Annotated in this window: 12 protein-coding genes; 9 read left to right on the top strand and 3 right to left on the bottom strand. The window is 65.4% G+C overall.

Annotation, left to right across the window (positions count from 1 at the left end; translation table 11 throughout):
- Window positions 1-11 precede the first annotated feature (11 nt).
- Window positions 12-1,115 carry a glycosyltransferase gene (locus AABA86_RS31600; RefSeq protein ID WP_338309651.1) on the bottom strand — a complete coding sequence of 368 codons (1,104 nt, stop codon included), beginning with the start codon at window positions 1,113-1,115 and terminating at the stop codon, window positions 12-14.
- 245 nt (window positions 1,116-1,360) lie between these two features.
- On the opposite strand from AABA86_RS31600, the gene AABA86_RS31595 reads away from it, so the two are divergent.
- The gene (locus AABA86_RS31595) at window positions 1,361-2,347 is read left to right on the top strand and encodes a glycosyltransferase (RefSeq protein ID WP_338309570.1); all 987 of its coding nucleotides are present in this window, start codon (window positions 1,361-1,363) and stop codon (window positions 2,345-2,347) included.
- A 3-nt stretch (window positions 2,348-2,350) separates the two neighbouring features.
- On the opposite strand, the gene AABA86_RS31590 is transcribed toward AABA86_RS31595, so the two are convergent.
- Window positions 2,351-3,379, bottom strand: coding sequence for a glycosyltransferase family 2 protein (locus tag AABA86_RS31590; RefSeq protein ID WP_338309569.1), 1,029 nt, complete (start codon window positions 3,377-3,379; stop codon window positions 2,351-2,353).
- Between the two features lie 394 nt (window positions 3,380-3,773).
- On the opposite strand from AABA86_RS31590, the gene AABA86_RS31585 reads away from it, so the two are divergent.
- From AABA86_RS31585 to AABA86_RS31565, 5 genes are all read left to right on the top strand, one after another.
- Window positions 3,774-4,574 (top strand): class I SAM-dependent methyltransferase, encoded by an 801-nt coding sequence (locus AABA86_RS31585; protein ID WP_338309568.1) that lies wholly within the window; start codon window positions 3,774-3,776, stop codon window positions 4,572-4,574.
- A 291-nt stretch (window positions 4,575-4,865) separates the two neighbouring features.
- A complete protein-coding gene (locus AABA86_RS31580; RefSeq protein ID WP_338309567.1) occupies window positions 4,866-7,232 on the top strand; it encodes an exopolysaccharide transport family protein in 2,367 nt (788 codons plus the stop codon).
- A complete protein-coding gene (locus AABA86_RS31575) occupies window positions 7,225-8,028 on the top strand; it encodes a WecB/TagA/CpsF family glycosyltransferase (protein ID WP_212253167.1) in 804 nt (267 codons plus the stop codon). Before AABA86_RS31580 ends, AABA86_RS31575 begins: the two co-directional genes overlap by 8 nt.
- A gap of 19 nt (window positions 8,029-8,047) precedes the next feature.
- On the top strand, window positions 8,048-9,040 hold the full coding sequence (gene galE, locus AABA86_RS31570; protein WP_212253164.1) for a UDP-glucose 4-epimerase GalE: 993 nt from the start codon (window positions 8,048-8,050) through the stop codon (window positions 9,038-9,040).
- A 187-nt stretch (window positions 9,041-9,227) separates the two neighbouring features.
- A complete protein-coding gene (locus tag AABA86_RS31565) occupies window positions 9,228-9,569 on the top strand; it encodes a hypothetical protein (RefSeq protein ID WP_338309566.1) in 342 nt (113 codons plus the stop codon).
- Here AABA86_RS31565 and AABA86_RS31560 read toward each other — a convergent pair.
- Window positions 9,543-13,658 (bottom strand): bifunctional diguanylate cyclase/phosphodiesterase, encoded by a 4,116-nt coding sequence (locus AABA86_RS31560; protein ID WP_338309565.1) that lies wholly within the window; start codon window positions 13,656-13,658, stop codon window positions 9,543-9,545. The two genes, AABA86_RS31565 and AABA86_RS31560, sit on opposite strands and share 27 nt — an antisense overlap.
- Window positions 13,659-13,954: 296 nt before the next feature.
- Here AABA86_RS31560 and AABA86_RS31555 point away from each other — a divergent pair, with 296 nt between their 5' ends.
- The 3 genes from AABA86_RS31555 to AABA86_RS31545 are packed head-to-tail and all read left to right on the top strand — an operon-like array spanning window position 13,955 to window position 17,197.
- Complete coding sequence (locus AABA86_RS31555) at window positions 13,955-15,007, top strand: Ldh family oxidoreductase (RefSeq protein ID WP_338309564.1); 1,053 nt, start codon at window positions 13,955-13,957, stop codon at window positions 15,005-15,007.
- 21 nt (window positions 15,008-15,028) lie between these two features.
- Window positions 15,029-16,396, top strand: coding sequence for an LLM class flavin-dependent oxidoreductase (locus AABA86_RS31550; RefSeq protein ID WP_338309563.1), 1,368 nt, complete (start codon window positions 15,029-15,031; stop codon window positions 16,394-16,396).
- Window positions 16,397-16,411: 15 nt separating this feature from the next.
- Window positions 16,412-17,197 (top strand): fumarylacetoacetate hydrolase family protein, encoded by a 786-nt coding sequence (locus AABA86_RS31545; RefSeq protein ID WP_338309562.1) that lies wholly within the window; start codon window positions 16,412-16,414, stop codon window positions 17,195-17,197.
- Window positions 17,198-17,227: the final 30 nt, after the last annotated feature.

Raw genomic sequence — 17,227 nt, 5'->3', positions numbered from 1 at the left:
CAATCCATGGCTCAAGACATTTGCTGACGCCGGGGAAGCTCCAGGTCGTGGCTTAACCCCATCGAGCGTCCATCGACCGGGCCACCGGAGGCCTGCGACGCCGCCGGCTGCCGCACGATGCTCCGCGCGATCTCGTAATACTGCAGCGCCCGTTGCTCCAGCGTGAGGCTGTCCAGGACATAGCCGCGCGGATCAAACACGCCCGCAGCGCACCCTTCCCAGAAGTTTTCCCAGCCCGCGTCGAATCCCGCGACGTCGACGAATTTGGCCCCGCAGCGCTCATCCCAATACGGTACCGACGACACCGGCGCGAACTGCACGCGGTGCGGATAGTAATCGGGGTCTCGCCACGGGCCGCCCGGATCCCAGGCGAATACCGGCACGCCGCAAGACAAGGCCTGCTGATAGGCAATGCCCTGACTCTCGTTCTGGCACAGAAAGATCATCGCGCGCGAGCGCGCCAGCGCGGCCTGAAAGTCTTCCTCCTTATAGCTGCCATAACGCAGCTCCGTGAAAGAACGTCCCTCCCTGACGAGCCGGGCGCGGACGGGTTCGATCAACTCCGGCGCATAACGCTCGCGGTCCCAGTGGACCTTGTCGTAGATCAGCACGTCGACGGCCTTCTGCGAGGCCTGCGACGGCGCCCATAGATCGGTGTCGATACCGACCGGCCAGGCCTCCGTCTCGGGCCAGTACGGCCGGTACATGTCGACGTACCAGGGGCCGGGTACCACGACCTTCTTCACCGGCAGACGCTTGAACAAATCAGGGTCGTCGAGCGGATGATTGTGGGCGGCGACGCCGAGCAGGATCGGGTTCTTCCACGCGAACTTGTCGAGCAGGAAGGTGCGGCCGATGATGCAGGCGAGCTCGCCGGGATGCCGCGCGATGTAGCCGTAATCGTTGACGCGATAGCGGATCCCGAGCCGGTCGAGTCCCGCGCAGAGATTGAGGAACACGCGAAGCTGACCGCTCATGCGCGGCTCGCCGAGCAGCAAGCGGCGCGCCATGCGCCGCAGATGCCGATCGCCGGGAAACCAGCGGTCGTCCTTGTCCTCATAGAAGAGGTTGAGGATCATCGCATCTGGGTCTTGTTCGAAGGTCTTTGCGGGCACTGGATCCATCCGCGGCAGCCGGATGCGCATTCTCGCACGGGAGCGGCTGTCGCTCTCTTCCAAATTTGCCACAGGCTTAATGCCAGCGGCTTAACGCTAACTGACGAAACCAGCGCCCCGCACGGCTTCCCGGCAACGATCTGGCTGTAATGCGAGTATCATTCGCGGGGCCTGCACATGCTGCGATCGATCGCATCATCCATTCAGCAGATACGCCCTGGTTAACAGACTCTTAAAGGCGAGCCGTGGCTCAGATCACCGCCGAAGACGTTCTCGACTTGCCGGCCACCACGCGCCTCGTTCCGGCGGTTCGCCAGCCGCTGCCGTCGAGCACGACGGTGTCCGTGGTCATTCCCGCCAAGAACGTTGCGGCCTATGTCGGCGAAACCCTCGCCAGCGCACTGGCGCAGGGCGAGGTGGGCGAAGTGATCGTCGTGGACGACGGCTCGACCGACAACACCGCCGCCATCGTCCGCGGCATCCGCGATCCGCGGCTGCGTCTGATCACGAATGACTCCGCCGGCGTGTCGGCAGCGCGCAATCTCGGCGCGCGATATGCCCGCGGCGACTGGCTTCTGTTCCTCGATGCCGACGACCGCCTCCGCCCCGGCGCAGTGGCGGCGCTGCTGGCGGCGGCACGGGGGGCTCCGCGGGCGGTGCTCGTCTACGGCGATTACAACACGATCGACAGCGAGGGACACCAGATCGGCCGGCGCGGCCTGCTGAAGGGGCGCCGGAAGCCGTCCGGCGACGTGCTGACGCGGCTCGCCGCCGGCAATTTCATCGTCAATGGCGGCATCGCGCTCGCGCGCGCCGAGGCTTTCCGTGCCATCGGCGGCTTCGACACCTCGCTCAGATATTGCGAGGATTGGCATTGCTGGTGCCGTTTGGCCGCAATCGGCGAGTTCGAATTCGCGCCGAAACTGCTGCTCGATTATCGCCTGCACACCGCCAACACCATGAATGCCGCGGTGCGAACACCGAAGGATTTCTTCCCGGCCATTGCGCGGGTATTCGACGACGGGCTGATCCTGGCGCGCCTGCCCGAGGGCACGGCGGCCGGATTGCGGCTCGCCGCCGAACTTCATCTCATCACCTACTCGGCGATGCAGGCGGTGCGCTTCGGCCGATATCGCCAGGCCTTCTTCTATCTCGGAATGGTCGGCCGGCGGTCGCTCAAGGCGTTGCCGCGCGCCGCGGCCAGGACCGCCCTCGCACGCTTCGGCATCTGATCGTCACGACACGATCTTCGAGGCCTCATAGGGTTTTGGCTCGATCCCGAACGCCGCGAGCATCGAGCCGAGCGCGACCATCACCGGATGCATCGCGACGACGGCCTTCGACGACGTCAACAGACCTGCGGACCGAACCAGCGAGAGCGGCAGCCGCCCGAGCATCTGTACGAACACCCGCGCTCGGGCCGCCGCGCTCTGCGCGGCCTTGTGCTGCACGCGGTAATTGATCGCGCCGATGCGCAGGCCACGCTTGGCGATCCAGCCGAGGCTGGTGCGGCTTTGCGGCACGGTCTCGGTGATGACCGCCTCCGCCGTCCAGTGGAAGATCATGCCGGCATCGCGGCACCGCACGAAGAAGTCGCAATCGCCGCCGCCGAGGAAATTGAAGCGCAGGTCGAACGCGGGACGATCGAACCGCTCGAAGGCGGACCGTGTGATCAGACAATTGCCGCAGCCGTAGATCAGCGGCACCGCGCCGGAATAGTCGTAGGCGGGACAGAAGGCTGGATGACGCGAAAGCCACGGCTTGCTGTCGTCGTCGAACATCGGCAGCACCGGCCCGCCGACGACGTCGGCACCGGTCGCCTCCGCGGTGCGGACCATCAACTCGAGCCAGTCCGGCGAGGCGATCTCGTCGTCGTCGATCATCAGGAAGCGGGTCGCGGCGGAAAACAGCGCCTGCGCCGTCTCGAACGCAGCGTTGATGGCCTGGCAATTGCCCTGGCGCTTCTCGACGAGGCAGACGCCCTGCAGCCTGCCGGCCGCCAGGAATTCCGCAGCAACCGGCGCGCTTTCGCGCTGCGCGGCATCGTTCTCGACCATGACGACGGCAAAGGAACGTGGGGTCCGCTGGTTCGCAAGCGACTCCAGCGTCAATCGCAGATGCTGCGGACGGCGGAAGCAGGGAATGCAGACGACGATACCGACCGACAGGTCGATGACCCCGGAGCTCGCCACGATCTCCCGGTTGGGATCGCGCACGGCATCCGAGATGCGCGTGGCGGACAGGTCTGTCGGGATCAATGTCATGACGTTCTAGATGTCCGAGATATGTTGAAAAAGCCCTGCTTCATTCGTACGTCCCGCGACGGCGCATCGTCGCGGGACAGATGCGTCCCAAAACGAACGGCCAGTTGAAGGGGCGCGCCTGTGCCTCGCCCCGGTCTCCCGGCCGTCCTGAAACAACATCATGCGTTTAACCGCATTCGCCGGTTTCTCCCGCGACATCATGCGCGCGTGATACTGCAAGTCGCGGTCCATGCGCCGACGACGACCCAACATGAACAATGCCGTAGTTAATGCGCATGCGCATTAACCCGACCCTAAGCACTGCGACCGGTGAGACGGCGCGGCATCGGATTTGCTCTTCGGGCTCGCGATATTTTTCCTGTAAATTTGAATAGAACAAGCGCGGTCCAAAAACATGAACAAGCCAGCCACAATCGATTTTGCGACAGCCACGGCGATCCAGATCCCCGCGGCGGCTGCACCCGTCCAGGCGCTTCACGAGCTCGTCCCGGGCGAAGCCCGCGACAGCCTGCTCGCCGTTCACGACGTGCTGCGCCGCGAACTGCCGCAGGGCCAACTCGCCATCTATGAAGCCGGTGGCGGCTCGTGCAGCGTCCTGCCGCCGGAATTGCCGAACCGCAGCAAGGTCACCGTCGTCGACATCGACGAGGACCAGGTCCGCAACAACACTTACGCGGACGAGGCGATCCTCGGCGACGTGCAGACCCACCGTTTCGGTCACGAGACCTTCGATCTCGTGATCTGCTACAACGTGATCGAGCATCTGCCCCATGTCGACGCCGCGCTCCTGAACTTCCGCGATGCGCTCAAGCGCGGCGGCTTGATCCTGATCGGCGCGCCCAATCCCCGCTCGCTGTCTGGCGTCGTCACCAAATATTCGCCGCACTGGTTCCACGTCTGGTTCTACCGGCACATCCGCGGCATCAAGGATGCCGGACTGCCCGGGGAGCCGCCATTCCCGACCTTCTTCCATCCACTGGTGACGCTGCCCCGGCTCGAAGCCTTCGCAGCCGCCAACGGCCTGGAGATGATCTACCGCCGTGAGGTCGAGAGCCCGCGCTATCCCGAGATGCGCCGGCGCAAGCCGCTGTTCGCTGCGCTCGTGGACGCCGGCGCCGCCGTGCTGAACGCCGTGCTGCCGCGGGGCGTCGACGTCCGCCGCGGCGACTATCACGTCATCCTGCGGAAGAGCTGACGGTCATGGCGCGCGCGCGGCCCATTGCAGAGCAAGCCGAGCCTCGCGGCCATGCCGTGCGCGGTAACGAACCGTTAATCTCCAGGGAGCCCCGGCATCGCCGGCGTCACGAGGACGCACCGCGGAGTGGCAAGCGCTTAAACGCTTTGTTTGCCATTTCGGTGAATAGTCCCTCAGTGAGTATGGTTAATTTTCCCTGTTGCGTTGATTGGGCACCTATATCCCGGGTGCATGGCGTAGAGCGAAGAATAGCCCCTCAGCCTGCGGCATTTGGAATGAAAGCTGGGGATCATGCTTGACTATAACCAGCCGATAGATCGGGCCAGACCCGAGCCCCCGCAACAGAGATCTCAGGCCGGTTTCAACGCGCTGGAGCTCGCCAATCTGCTCTGGCGGCGCAAGATCGCGATTGCCGCGGCTGCCCTGCTCGGCGCGACGCTTGCCGTCACCGTGGGCAAGAGCCTGACGCCCCGCTACACCGCCACCGCCCAGCTCTATGTCGATCCGCGCGAGCTTCAGCTCGTCGACCGCGAGCTCACGCCGCGCGCGCAGGACGTCTCCGGCATGTCCATGGTGGTGGAGAGCCAGGCGCGCTTGATCACCTCCAACAGCGTCCTGCTCAAGGTGATCCAGCAGGCCGGTCTCGACAAGGATTCGGAATTCGGCGGCGGCGACGGCAAGAGCCTGATGTCGTCGCTGCTCGGCCTGATCGGCCTGCAGCCCCGCGCGCCCTCCGCTGCGGAGACGAAGGAAGTGCAGCTTGGGGCGCTCGACGCGCTGAACCGGCACATCACGGTCCGCAAGACCGAGAAGAGCTTCATCGTCGACATCGAGGTCTGGTCGACCGATCCGGCGAAAGCGGCGATGCTCGCCAACACGCTGACCAATGCCTACCTCACCGAATCCCGCAACTCGCAGGCCTCGGCCGCACGGCGCGCCACCAACGATCTCTCCGGCCGCCTCAAGGAGCTGCGCGAGCGGCTGCGCAGCGCCGAGACCACGCTCGCCACCTACAAGGCCCAGAACAATTTCGTCGGCACCCAGGACGCGCTGATCAGCGATCAGCAGCTCTCAGCCAGCAACCAGCGGCTTTCCGCGGCTCGCGCGGCGACGATGGACGCGCAGGCGCGGCTCGACCAGATCGAGGCGAGCCGCCGTACCGCTGCCGATGCCGGCGCGAATTCGGAGGCGCTGCAATCGCCGACCATCGCGAATTTGCGCGCGCAATATGCCGATGCGCGAAAGAGATATGCTGAGCAGGCCGGCGAGCTCGGGCCGCGCCATCCGGCGCTGCGCCAGACCGAGAAGCAGGTCGAGGACCTCAAGCGCACCATCAACGAAGAGATCGACCGCTTCGCGCAGTCCGCCAAGAACGATCTGACACGCGCCCGCGACTTCGAGGCCTCGCTCAACCGGGCGCTGGAAGCGCAGAAGCGGCAGAGCGTCCAGCTCAGCCAGGCCGCCGTGCGCCTGCGCGAGCTCGAGCGCGAGGCCGATGCCAGCCGCGACGTCTACCAATCCTTCCTCAAGCGCTCGCGCGAGACCGAGGAGCAGGAGACGCTGAACACCTCGGCGGCCCGCGTCATCGGCGAAGCGACGGTACCGCAGCGGCGCTCGTTCCCGCCCGCGATGAGCCTGTTCGCCATGATCGGCTTCATCTTCGGCGCGCTCGCGGCGTCGAGCTGGTTCGCCGCGGCCGAACTCCTGCTCGTCGGCGCACCGGCGCCCGCATCGGCCCGCCGTGAGCGCAAGCCGGTACCGGAGAGAACGCGCACGCCCGAGGTCCTGCCGGCTCCGGCAGCTCCGCAGCCTCCGCAGGTTTCGCGACCTCAGGAAGTGGCGCAGGCCCTGCCTGAACTTGCCGCGCCATCGCTGCAGCCTGAGATGGTCGAAAAGCCCCTGATCGAAAAGCCGCTGATTGCGCGCCTCCAGGAGGCCGACGTCATCCACACGCTCGGAGCCATTCTCGCCACCGGCGGCGGCGTCGACCTCACCCGGCTGGGCTGGCCGACGTTGCGGCCCGGCTTTCCCCTGACGCGGCTGCTCAACGCCTGGCGCGATATGCGAACGGCCGTGGCCCGACGCGCCGGCGACAAGACGATGCCGGTCATCGCGCTCGTCGGCGCCGACGAGACCAGCGGACGCAGCGTGATCGCGCTGAATTTCGCGCTCGCGGCAGCGCGCGACGGCGCCCGCGTGCTGATGATCGATGCCGACCATCTGGCCCACGCGCTCTCGAACAGGGTCAGCCGCCCCGGCAAGAGCGAGCCGAGCAGGCTCGGCTGGCTCTCGATCGGCAGCAAGGCCGCACGCGAGATCAAGACGGTCAACGGCATTTCGGTGCTGCCGGCCGGCGAGAGCGACGCCGGCAAGGCCGCCGACGCGATCCGCAAGGCGATTGCGCAGGCGCGTTCCGCAGGCGGCTATGACCTCGTGATCCTGGACGGCCCGGCGATGCCGCTCTCGGCCGGCGGCCGCAAGTTGCTCGACGACACCGACGCGCTGGTGGCGGTGCTGCCGACCAGCCTCGACATCAACGACAGCCTGGAAGAGATCCTCACCGCGCTGGGCCGCGCCGAGCGCAAGCTCGTCGGCGTCGTGCTGGACGAGCTCACCCCGGCACTCCAAACGCGCCAGCGAGGCAGACAATATGCTTGAGCGTCGCGTCAACCTCGACGGACGGGCAGCAACGGCCGACGTGCCGCGAATCACCGTCGGCGGGCTCCGCATGGCCGCGATCGATCTGGAAGCGACCGCCGATTTCATGATCGAAGCGACCGATCCGGACAATCGCATCGGCCGCCCGTTATTCCTGACCTCGGCCAATGGCGAGGTGCTGGCGCGCTGCTCGACGGAACCGCAGACCGAGCGCCTGTTCCGCGCCGCCGACCTGATCAACGCCGACGGCCAGCCGCTGGTGGCGGCCTCGAGGCTGCAATCATGGTTTCCCCTGCCCGAGCGCGTCGCGACCACGGACCTGTTCCACGTCGTCGCGCGCAAGGCGGAAGCGGTCGGCCGCACCTTCTACATGTTCGGCGCCAGCGAGGCCGAAAACATCGTGGCCGTCGAGAACGTCCAGAAGCTGTATCCGGACCTCAAGATCATCGGGCGCAGCCATGGCTATCTGCGAGGCGAGGCGCTGCGCGCCAAGGTCGAGGAAATCAACGCGCTTGCGCCGGACTATCTGTGGGTCGCGCTCGGCGTGCCCAACGAGCAGGCATTCGTGGAAGAGTTCACGCCGCACCTGACCAATGTTGGCGTTATCAAGACATCAGGCGGGCTGTTCAATTTTTTATCGGGCAGCCGTTCCCGCGCGCCACAATGGATGCAGAAGGTCGGACTCGAATGGGCCTGGCGCACCTTGCTCGAGCCGCGCCGCCTGCTCTGGCGCTATTTGACCACCAACCCCCGCGCGCTCTATCTTCTCTTCAGCCGCAACAAACCCCTCCGCTAAGAGAAGAGCAGAAGACGACATGACCGACCGACCGACCGTCCTCGTCACTGGGGGCGCGGGCTATATTGGCTCGCATGCCTGCCGCGCATTGACCGCCGCCGGCTATCAGCCCGTCGTTTATGACAATCTCTCGACAGGTCATCGCAGCTTCGTTGCCGGTCCCCTGGTGACGGGCGATCTGCTCGACGGCACGGCGCTGGCACGCGCCTTCGCCGATCACAAAATCACGGCTGTGATGCATTTCGCGGCGGCGAGCCTGGTCGGCGAGTCCATGACCGATCCGCAGAAATACTACATCAACAACGTTCAGGGCACGCTGTCGCTGTTGCAGGCGATGCGCAACGCCGGCTGCCATCGCATCGTGTTCTCCTCGACCGGCGCCGTCTACGGCAATGCCGATTCCAAGGAGCTGCCGGAAGACTTTCCCTGCGCACCGATCAACCCCTATGGCGCGTCGAAATGGATGATCGAGCGGATGCTCGCCGATTACCGCGCGGCCTACGGCTTCGGCGCGTTCTGCCTGCGTTACTTCAACGCCAGCGGCGCCGATCCGGCCGGCGGCATCGGCGAGCTGCGCGACAATGAAACCCACCTCATTCCCCGCGCCATGATGGCGCTGCAGGGCCATGTCGACTTCGCAGTGTTCGGCGACGATTACGACACGCCCGACGGAACCGCGATCCGCGATTACATCCACGTCACCGACCTCGCCGCGGCGCATGTCGCGGCCCTGAAGCTCCTGGAGGAGGGGCATGCCGGCGGCAGCTTCAATCTCGGCACCGGCTCCGGCTTTTCCGTGCGCGAGATCCTGAACGCGATCAGGCAGGAGACCGGCCGCGAGGTGCCGCATACCATCAAGCCGCGCCGCGCCGGCGATCCCACTTATCTGGTCGCGGATCCTTCCGCTGCGAGAAAGGTGCTGAACTTCGTGCCGCGTCATTCCGACCTGGCGACGGTCATCCGCACCGCCTGGGCCTGGCACCAGAAGGCGCATCCGCTCAGACAGCGTTAGGCAATCGGGGCGCCCGCGCCTTGCTCGACGGAGGCATGAACGGCTAGACTGGGCCTTCGCTGCCGGCGACGATGCCGGCATGCATGGCTCGGCCGATTGCGCGAGCCGATTTTTCCGAGCGTCAGGCCACGATCACGTCGACGCGTCGGCCTTTCATCGGTCGCGGCCCCCTGGGAGCATGGAACGAATGCATCAGGCCGCACGCCTGGAGTTCGAACGCGTGATGGCAGAGTTTGCCCGCTGGCACATTGTGCCCGCGGACGAGCGCTCGCCTGCGCCCGCCTGGTGGTGGGGACCCGCGATGGCAGTGTTCGATGACCGGGAGCCGATGAGCTGCGCATGGTGCGCCGAACTCGGTTTGAACGAGGGCGCGAGCTTCGCCGAGGGCGCGCACACGATTCTCGCGCTGTTCGTCGAACAGACATCGCTGACGGGACCGCAGGATTTTCCGAGCAAGGCCGAGGGCGGGGAACACGACGCCCGCGAGCTGCACCCGCAGCCGTCAGACGACAGCGCGTTTCAGCCGTGACGCTGCAGCTTCCATCGCCGCAACGTCCGGCTCCGGCTGGAGCGGCGGGGCGATAGGCAGGACCATCGGCCGCAACAGCGCGGCCATCTGCTTGGCTGGCAGCGGCTTCGAGATCAGGAAGCCCTGCATCTCGTCGCAGCCATGGGTGCGCAGGAACGCCTCCTGCTCGGCGTTCTCGACGCCTTCGGCGACGACGGTCATGCCGAGCGCCTTGCCCATGCTGATGATGGCCTGTGCGATCGCCTGGTCTTCCGAATCCTGTGGCAGGTCCCGTACGAAGGAGCGGTCGATCTTGATCGTGTCGATCGGGAAGTGCTTCATCAGCGACATCGACGAATAACCGGTGCCGAAATCGTCGATGGCGAGGCGGATGCCGCGGCTCTGGATGGCATCGAGCACCTTGAGCGCGCGGCCGACATTGCGCATCATCATGCTCTCGGTGACCTCGAGCTGGAGCAGCACCGGCGACATGCCGCTGGCCGCCAACGCCTCGTCGACGTCCTGCAACAGATGCTCGTCGGCGAACTGCCGCGGCGACAGGTTGACCGCCATCGACAACGGCAACAAGCCGCGGCGCTGCCAGGCCATGGCCTGCGCGCAGGCTTCCCTCAGCACCCAGCGGCCGATCGGCACGATCAGGCCGGTCTCCTCCGCGAGCGGGATGAACTGAGCCGGCGAGATGTTGCCGAGATCGGGATGCGCCCAGCGCAGCAGGGCTTCCACGCCGGTGATCTGGCCGGTCGCCATGTCGACCTTGGGCTGGTAATTCAGCGAGAACTGCTCGCGCTCCAGCGCGCGGCGCAGCGCACTCTCCAGCGACAGCCGCTCGATCGACTGCGTCGTCACTTCCTTGGAGAAGAAGCGGTAGCCGTTCTTGCCGTCCTCCTTGGCGAGATACATCGCCATGTCGGCGTTCTTGGTCAGGGTCTGCGCATCGGAGCCGTTGGCCGGATACATCGCGATACCGATCGAGGCCGTGGTGTGACACTCGTGTCCGGCCAGCTCCATGGGCTCGGCGAGAGCCGCGAGCAGCCCGGTCGCGATGCGCTGGACGTCGTCGATCTCGCCGCACTGGTCGAGGATCACCACGAACTCGTCGCCGCCGAGGCGGGCCACCACGTCGCTCTCCCGCAGCGCCCCGCGCAAGCGGTTGGCGACTTCGAGCAGGAGCAGGTCGCCGGCCTCATGGCCCAGCGAATCGTTGATGACCTTGAAGCGGTCGAGATCGATGAACAGCACCGCGAAACGGTGATCGTGACGCTCCGCCGTGTCGATCGCCTCGCGCAAAAGCCCGTTGAAGGTCTCGCGGTTCGGAAGGTCCGTCAGGCTGTCATGCGAGGCCAGGTACTCGATCCGCTCGTCCGCCTCGTTCTTGGCGTCGGCGCGATCGAAATTCTCCATCGCAAAGGACACGTTGTCGGCCAGACGCTGCAACAGCTCGACGAACTCGGCCGTGAAGGTCGCCGGCTCGGTCGACATGTAGATCATGACGCCGACGGCCTGGTCGTGCACGATGAGCGGAAATGCCGCGCCGGACCGCGCGCCGTCGCCGCGGACGACGGCATGGAAGGCGCTTACGCGCTGGTCGTTGAGATAGTCGTTGCTGATGCAGGGCTGGCGCGTGCGGAACGCCGTGCCGCTCATTCCGCGTCCTTCGGGCCGCTCGGGATCGACGGAGAGGCGGACGTTCCGCGTGGTGTCGGCGGACGGGCCTGCGCTCGCCGCGATCTCCAGCTGGTCGCTGTCGGCCCTGGCCAGCGCGATGGTCGTCGACGTGAACTTGGCACCGTTCGAGGCGGCAAGGCAGACGAGGTCGAACAGCTCGGCGCGCGACTTCGCCCGCATGATCGCCTCGTTGGTCGCGCTCAGGGCCGCGAACATGCGCGTCAGGCGCTCCTTCTGCGCCTCGGTGCGGGCCTTTTCCTCGGCTCGGTCGAAATTGTCGAGCGCGAAGGAGACGTTTTCGGCAAGGCGCCCGAGCAGCTCGACCAGATCGGGCGTGAATGTGTTCTCCTCGGGTGCAAGGAAAAGCAGGATGCCGATCGGTTCCTGACCGGCCTTTAGAAGCGGGAAGCTGGCGGCGGCCCGCGTTCCATCCTCGATCGCCTTCGTCCGCCAATATGCCGACCGCGGCTCGTTCAGATAGTCGTTCATGACGCTGGGCTGGCGGGTCCGGAGCGAAGTACCGATGATTCCCTCGCCTTCGGGATGGTCGACGGAAATGCGACAGGTCCGTCCAGCCATTTGCTGCTGCAGGCGGCCCTTCACCGCGACGACGCGAACGAGTTCGTTTTCCTCGTCGATGATACCGATCGTTGCCGACGCGAACACGTCGCCGAGGATAGCTGCCTGGCACGCGGCCTCGAACAGGTCCTCGCGCGTCTTGGCGCGCATGATCGCTTCGTTGGTTGCGCTGAGCGCTTCGAACATTCCGGTCAGGCGATTGCGCTGCTTGTCCACTTGCGCCTTCTCCCCGGCGCGATCGAAGCTTTCCAGCGCGAAGGCGACATTGGCCTGGAGCTTGCGCAGCAATTCGACGAATTCGTCCGTGAAGGTGCCGCACTCCGGAGAGTTGAACAGGAACACGCCTTCGACCCGGTCGCCGTTGAAGAGCGGCAACGCCGCAGAGGACGCGATCCCGTTGCGGCGGGCGCTGGCGTGCCACGGCGCGATGCGCTCGTCGGCGAGCACGTCGTTGCTGACGGCGGGCTGGCGCGTGCGGAACGCCGTGCCCGTCAGTCCGCGCCCCTCCGGCACCTCCTCGGAGATCGAGAATTTGAAGTTACGAACCTGGTCGGCGTTGGGCCCGTAACAGGCGACGACACGCAGCAGCTCGGCGTCGCGGTCGACCAGCGCGATGGTGGCCGAGGTGAACTTGGCGCCCTTCGCGGTCGCCTCGCAGACGAGGTCGAACAGCTCGGAACGCGAGCGCGCGCGCAGGATCGCCTCGTTGGTGGCACTGAGCGCCGCATACATGCGTGCCAGACGTTCTTCCTCCGCGGCGATTCTGGCCTTCTCGGACTCCCGGTGAAAATTCTCGATCGCGAACGAGACGTTCTCCGCCATGCGCAGCAAGAGCGCAACGACCTCCTCGTCCTTGGCCCATGACTTGCTGATGAAGAACAGGACGACGCCGACGCTCTTGCCAAACTTGACCAGCGGAGCCGCGACGCAGGCTGCGACCCCCGTGTTGACATTGGCCTGCTCCCACAGCGTTCCCTTGGTGCGGCTCGCGAGGTCGTCCTCGACAAAGGGCTTTTGGCTGCGGAAGACGTTGCCGGAGATGCCGCGGCCATAGGGATTGGCGGCATCGACGGAATATTTGGTCTGGGCAACGAGCTCCAGATTCTGACCAGTGCCGGCAACGGGCTTCAGCCAGTGGGACTCCTGCTCCTTCAGCAGGACGATCGTCGCCAGCGACTTGCCGCCATGGACGGAGGCGTCGCACACGAGCTGGTACAGCTCCTGCTCGGTCTTGGCGCGCAGAATGGCCTCGTTGGTGGCGCTGATGGCGCCGAACATGCGGTTGAGCCGCCGCGCCGCCCGCTCGCTGGTCTGCTGTGCGGTCTCGCGCGCGAAATTGTCCAGCGCATAGGATATGTTGGCCGACATGCGCTCGAACAGCGAGACCATCTGGTCGTTCAGCGAATTCGGCTCGCTGCGGGTCACATACAGCACTCCGACGCTGCGGCCGTTGCAGAGCAACGGTAGCGCCGCAGCCGCGCCGATATGGGCCGTGGCCGCCCCCACACGCCACGCCAGCGAGCGCGGATCATTGAGATAATCGTTGCTGATGCACAGTTTCTGATCGCGAAACGCCTCGCCCCCGACGCCCGATCCTTCGGGCGTGCCGGCTTCGGTGGTGATCAGGATCGAGCGCAGTCGCGGGATGTCGTCGCCGCAGCCGGCCGCAAATCGCAACCGCCGGCCGTCCGGTTCGACCAGGAACACGGCGACGGCCAAGAAATCCTCGCTCGAAAACCCGGCGTCGCAGACCTTCTGGTACAGCTCGTCCGGCGATTTCGCATAGAGAATCGCTTCGTTGATGGCGCTCAACGCCGCAAAGGTGCGCGCGAGTGTCGTCGGCACGATCTCAGCTCCCGGGCATTTCTGCCTATTTCTCCCGGGTGCCTTTATGAGGGGCCATCGCCTAAGTGGTCGTTATTGCGCGCTGCAAACAATCGATCAAAGTGAACGAGCTGCGAACGACCCGAGGCAAACTATCGAAAATACCGCCGCACGGGACGAATCTGAGCGAGAGGCGCGACCTCTTTACGAATTTGCAGCCCTGTATTGGTTTACGGGAGATTGATATCGCAGCTGCGCTTTGAGACGATGGCCTCCAACAATCAGTGCCCGCCAAGGGCAGGACCCCGGGGAACGCCATGCCGATCGTCAAGGCCGATCGCCTCACGCGCGTCAGCGCTGCCCTGCTCCGCGCCGCCGGCGCCTCCGAGGAAGAAGCCGACGCCGTCGCGGTCGGCTGCGTCAACGCCAATCTTGCCGGCCACGATTCCCACGGCGTGATCGCCGTTCCCACCTATATCGACCGCATCAAGGCCGGCCACATCGTTCCCGGCGCCAAATGGACCGTCGTCCAGGAATCGCCGACCACGACCGTGATCGACGGCCATTGGGGCTTTGGCTTCCACATCAACGCCAAGGCGATGGCGCTGACGATCGAGAAAGCCAGGACGGCGAATGTCGCTGCCTGCACCGTGTTCCGGCAAAGCCATGTCGGCCGCCTCGCCGCCTACCCCTTGATGGCGATGCGCGCAGGCATGATCGGGATTGCCACGGCGGACTCCGGCCGCTCGCCGAAACATGTGGCGCCGTTCGGAGGCAAGGAGGCGCGGCTCGGCACCAACCCGATCTCGATCGCGGTGCCGTCCGATCTCGACGCGCCGTTCTATCTGGACATGGCGACCTCGGCGGTGGCGGCCGGCAAGATCCAGCTCGCGGTCGCGCGCGGCGAGGAGATTCCGACGGGCTGGATCATCGATGCCGAGGGACGGCACACCACCGATCCCACCCAATACCGCAAGGGCGGCGCGCTGCTGCCGCTCGGCGGCACCGAGGGCTACAAGGGCAGCGGTCTTGCTGCCATGGTCGAGGTGCTGTGCGGCCTGCTCACCGGTCTCGGCTTCGGCGTCGAGCCTACGGGACGACACAACGACGGATGCTTCATGGCGGTGTTCAATGTCGCCGCGTTCCGGCCGCTGCAGGAGTTCAAGCGCGAGGTCGCCGAGTTCGCGCAATATCTGAAATCGACGCCGCCGTCGGAAGGCAGCAAAGGCGTGTTCTATCCCGGCGAGATCGAGGGCCTGCGCGAGCAGCAGCGTCTGCGCGACGGCATCGAGATCGAGGATGCCACCTGGGAAAAGCTGCGCGCGCTGGCGCGGGAATACAGGCTCGACACCGTCCTCGATCTGACCTGACGGCAGCAGGAGAACAGCAGCATGAATCGGCAGATGGTCCTGGTCGGCTTCCTCCAGGCGCAGAACTGCACCAACTTGCCGAGTTCCTGGCGACATCCGGACTCGCGCGGCGATTCGATGTCGGCGGACTACTATCAGGAGATCGGCAGGATTCTCGAAGCCGGCAAGTTCCACATGGCCTTCTTCGACGATCGCCTGGCAATGCCGGACCGCTACGGCAACGACCACGCCCACACGGTCGAATACGGCATCCGCTGCGTGAAGATGGACCCGCTGATCGTGCTGACCACGATGGGCATGGTCACCGAGAAGCTCGGCCTTGGGGCAACCTGCTCGACCACTTATTACGAACCGTTCGACGTCGCCCGCCGTTTTGCGACGCTTGACCTCATGTCGGGCGGACGCGCCGGCTGGAACGTCGTGACCTCGCTCAATGACGGTGAGGCCCTCAACATGGGGCGCGACTCACATCCCGAACATGATTCCCGCTACGACAAGGCCGACGAGTTCATGGAGGTCGTGCTCGGTCATTGGGACACCTGGGAAGACGGCGCGCTCATCATGGACAAGCAAAGCGGTCGCTTTGCCGATCCGGCCAAGGTGAAGCGGCTCGACCACAAGGGACCGGCCTTCAAGTCACGCGGGCCATTCACCGTGCCGCGCTCGCAGCAGGGCCATCCCGTGATCATCCAGGCCGGCGCCTCCGGCCGTGGCCAGCGCTTTGCCGGGCGATGGGGCGAGGTGATCTTCACCGCCGCGCGCAATCTTCAGGGCGCCAAGGACGGCTATGCCTCCGTGCGCAACGAGGCCGCCAAGGCCGGCCGGAATCCCGACCAGATGTTCCTCTGCAATCTGACGACGCCGGTCTGCGCGGCGACCAAGGCCGAGGCCGAGGACAAGATGGCGCTGATCAACAAGCTGCCGCTCCAGATCGACGCGCTGTCGCTGCTCGCCGAAGCGCTCAACTACGATTTCGCCTCCAAGGACCTCGACGAACCGCTGACGACGGAAGAATTGAAGAGCATGCAGGGCATTCTGGGCATCCGCGACGGCGTGCTGAAGAATTCGGGCAAGAGCAATCCGAGCGCGCGCGACTTCGTCACCTTCTCCGGCCGCGGCCAGGTGCAGGACGCCATGGTCGGCGGACCCAAGGAGATCGCGGACAAGTTAGAGGAAATGTTCGTGGAGCGCGGTTGCGACGGTTTTGTCATCGCCGCAACCTACGTCCCCGGCTCCTACGCCGATTTCGTCCAGCATGTCGTGCCGGAGCTGCAGCGCCGCGGCCTGTTCCAGAAGGATTATCGCGGCAAGACGCTACGGGAAAATCTCGGGCTCAAGCGGCCGGCGGCCGGCGCCTGGAAGGTGCAGCCGCGCGATGCCGCGGAATGATGGCGGGTACACAACATGCGCTGGCTGAAGTTCACTGAGACAGGCAAGACATCGTGGGGAATCATCGAGGGCGACAAGGTCATCGCAGTCGACGGCGATCCCTTCGGTGAATGGCAGCGCACCTCGCGCACGCATCCTTTGGCGCAGGTCAAGATCGAGCTGCCGCTGATCCCGCGCACCTTTTATTGCGTCGGCCTCAATTATCTGAAGCATCTGAAGGAAGCCGCCGACAAGGCCGGCACAGTGCCGGCCGTGCCCGACCGGCCCGAGATCGGCTATCGTGCACAGAACGCACTGATCGCGCATGACGAGGAGGTCGTGATCCCGTCCTTTGCGACGGAGAAGATCCACTACGAGGGAGAGCTCGTCGTCGTCATCGGCAAGAAGGTGAAGCACCTCACCGAAGCGAACGCGATGGATTGCGTGTTCGGCTACACCATCGGCAACGACGTCAGCGAGCGCAGCTGGCAGAAGGCCGACCGCAGCCTGTGGCGCTCGAAGAATGCCGACACGTTCAAGCCGATGGGACCGTGGATCGAGACCGAGGCCGATCTCGACAAGATGGAAACGATCGTCCGGGTCAACGGCAAGGAGACCAACCGCTTCGCGACCAACGACATGATCTTTGGCGTGGTGCCGTTCCTGGTCGAGCTGACGAAGTATTTCACGCTGTGGCCCGGCGACGTGATCTGGATGGGCACGGACGGCGCCTCGCCCGACATCAAGCACGGTGACGTCGTGGAGATCGACATTGCGGGCGTCGGGACGTTGCGGAACAGGTTTGTGCGGGAGGGGCGGTAAGCACCGGTGCCGTAGCAACCATTAAAGCAC

The sequence above is a fragment of the Bradyrhizobium sp. TM233 genome (genome assembly GCF_036247965.1).
In the GTDB taxonomy this organism is placed as follows: domain Bacteria; phylum Pseudomonadota; class Alphaproteobacteria; order Rhizobiales; family Xanthobacteraceae; genus Bradyrhizobium; species Bradyrhizobium ottawaense.
This window is presented reverse-complemented; position numbering and strand designations above follow the sequence as displayed.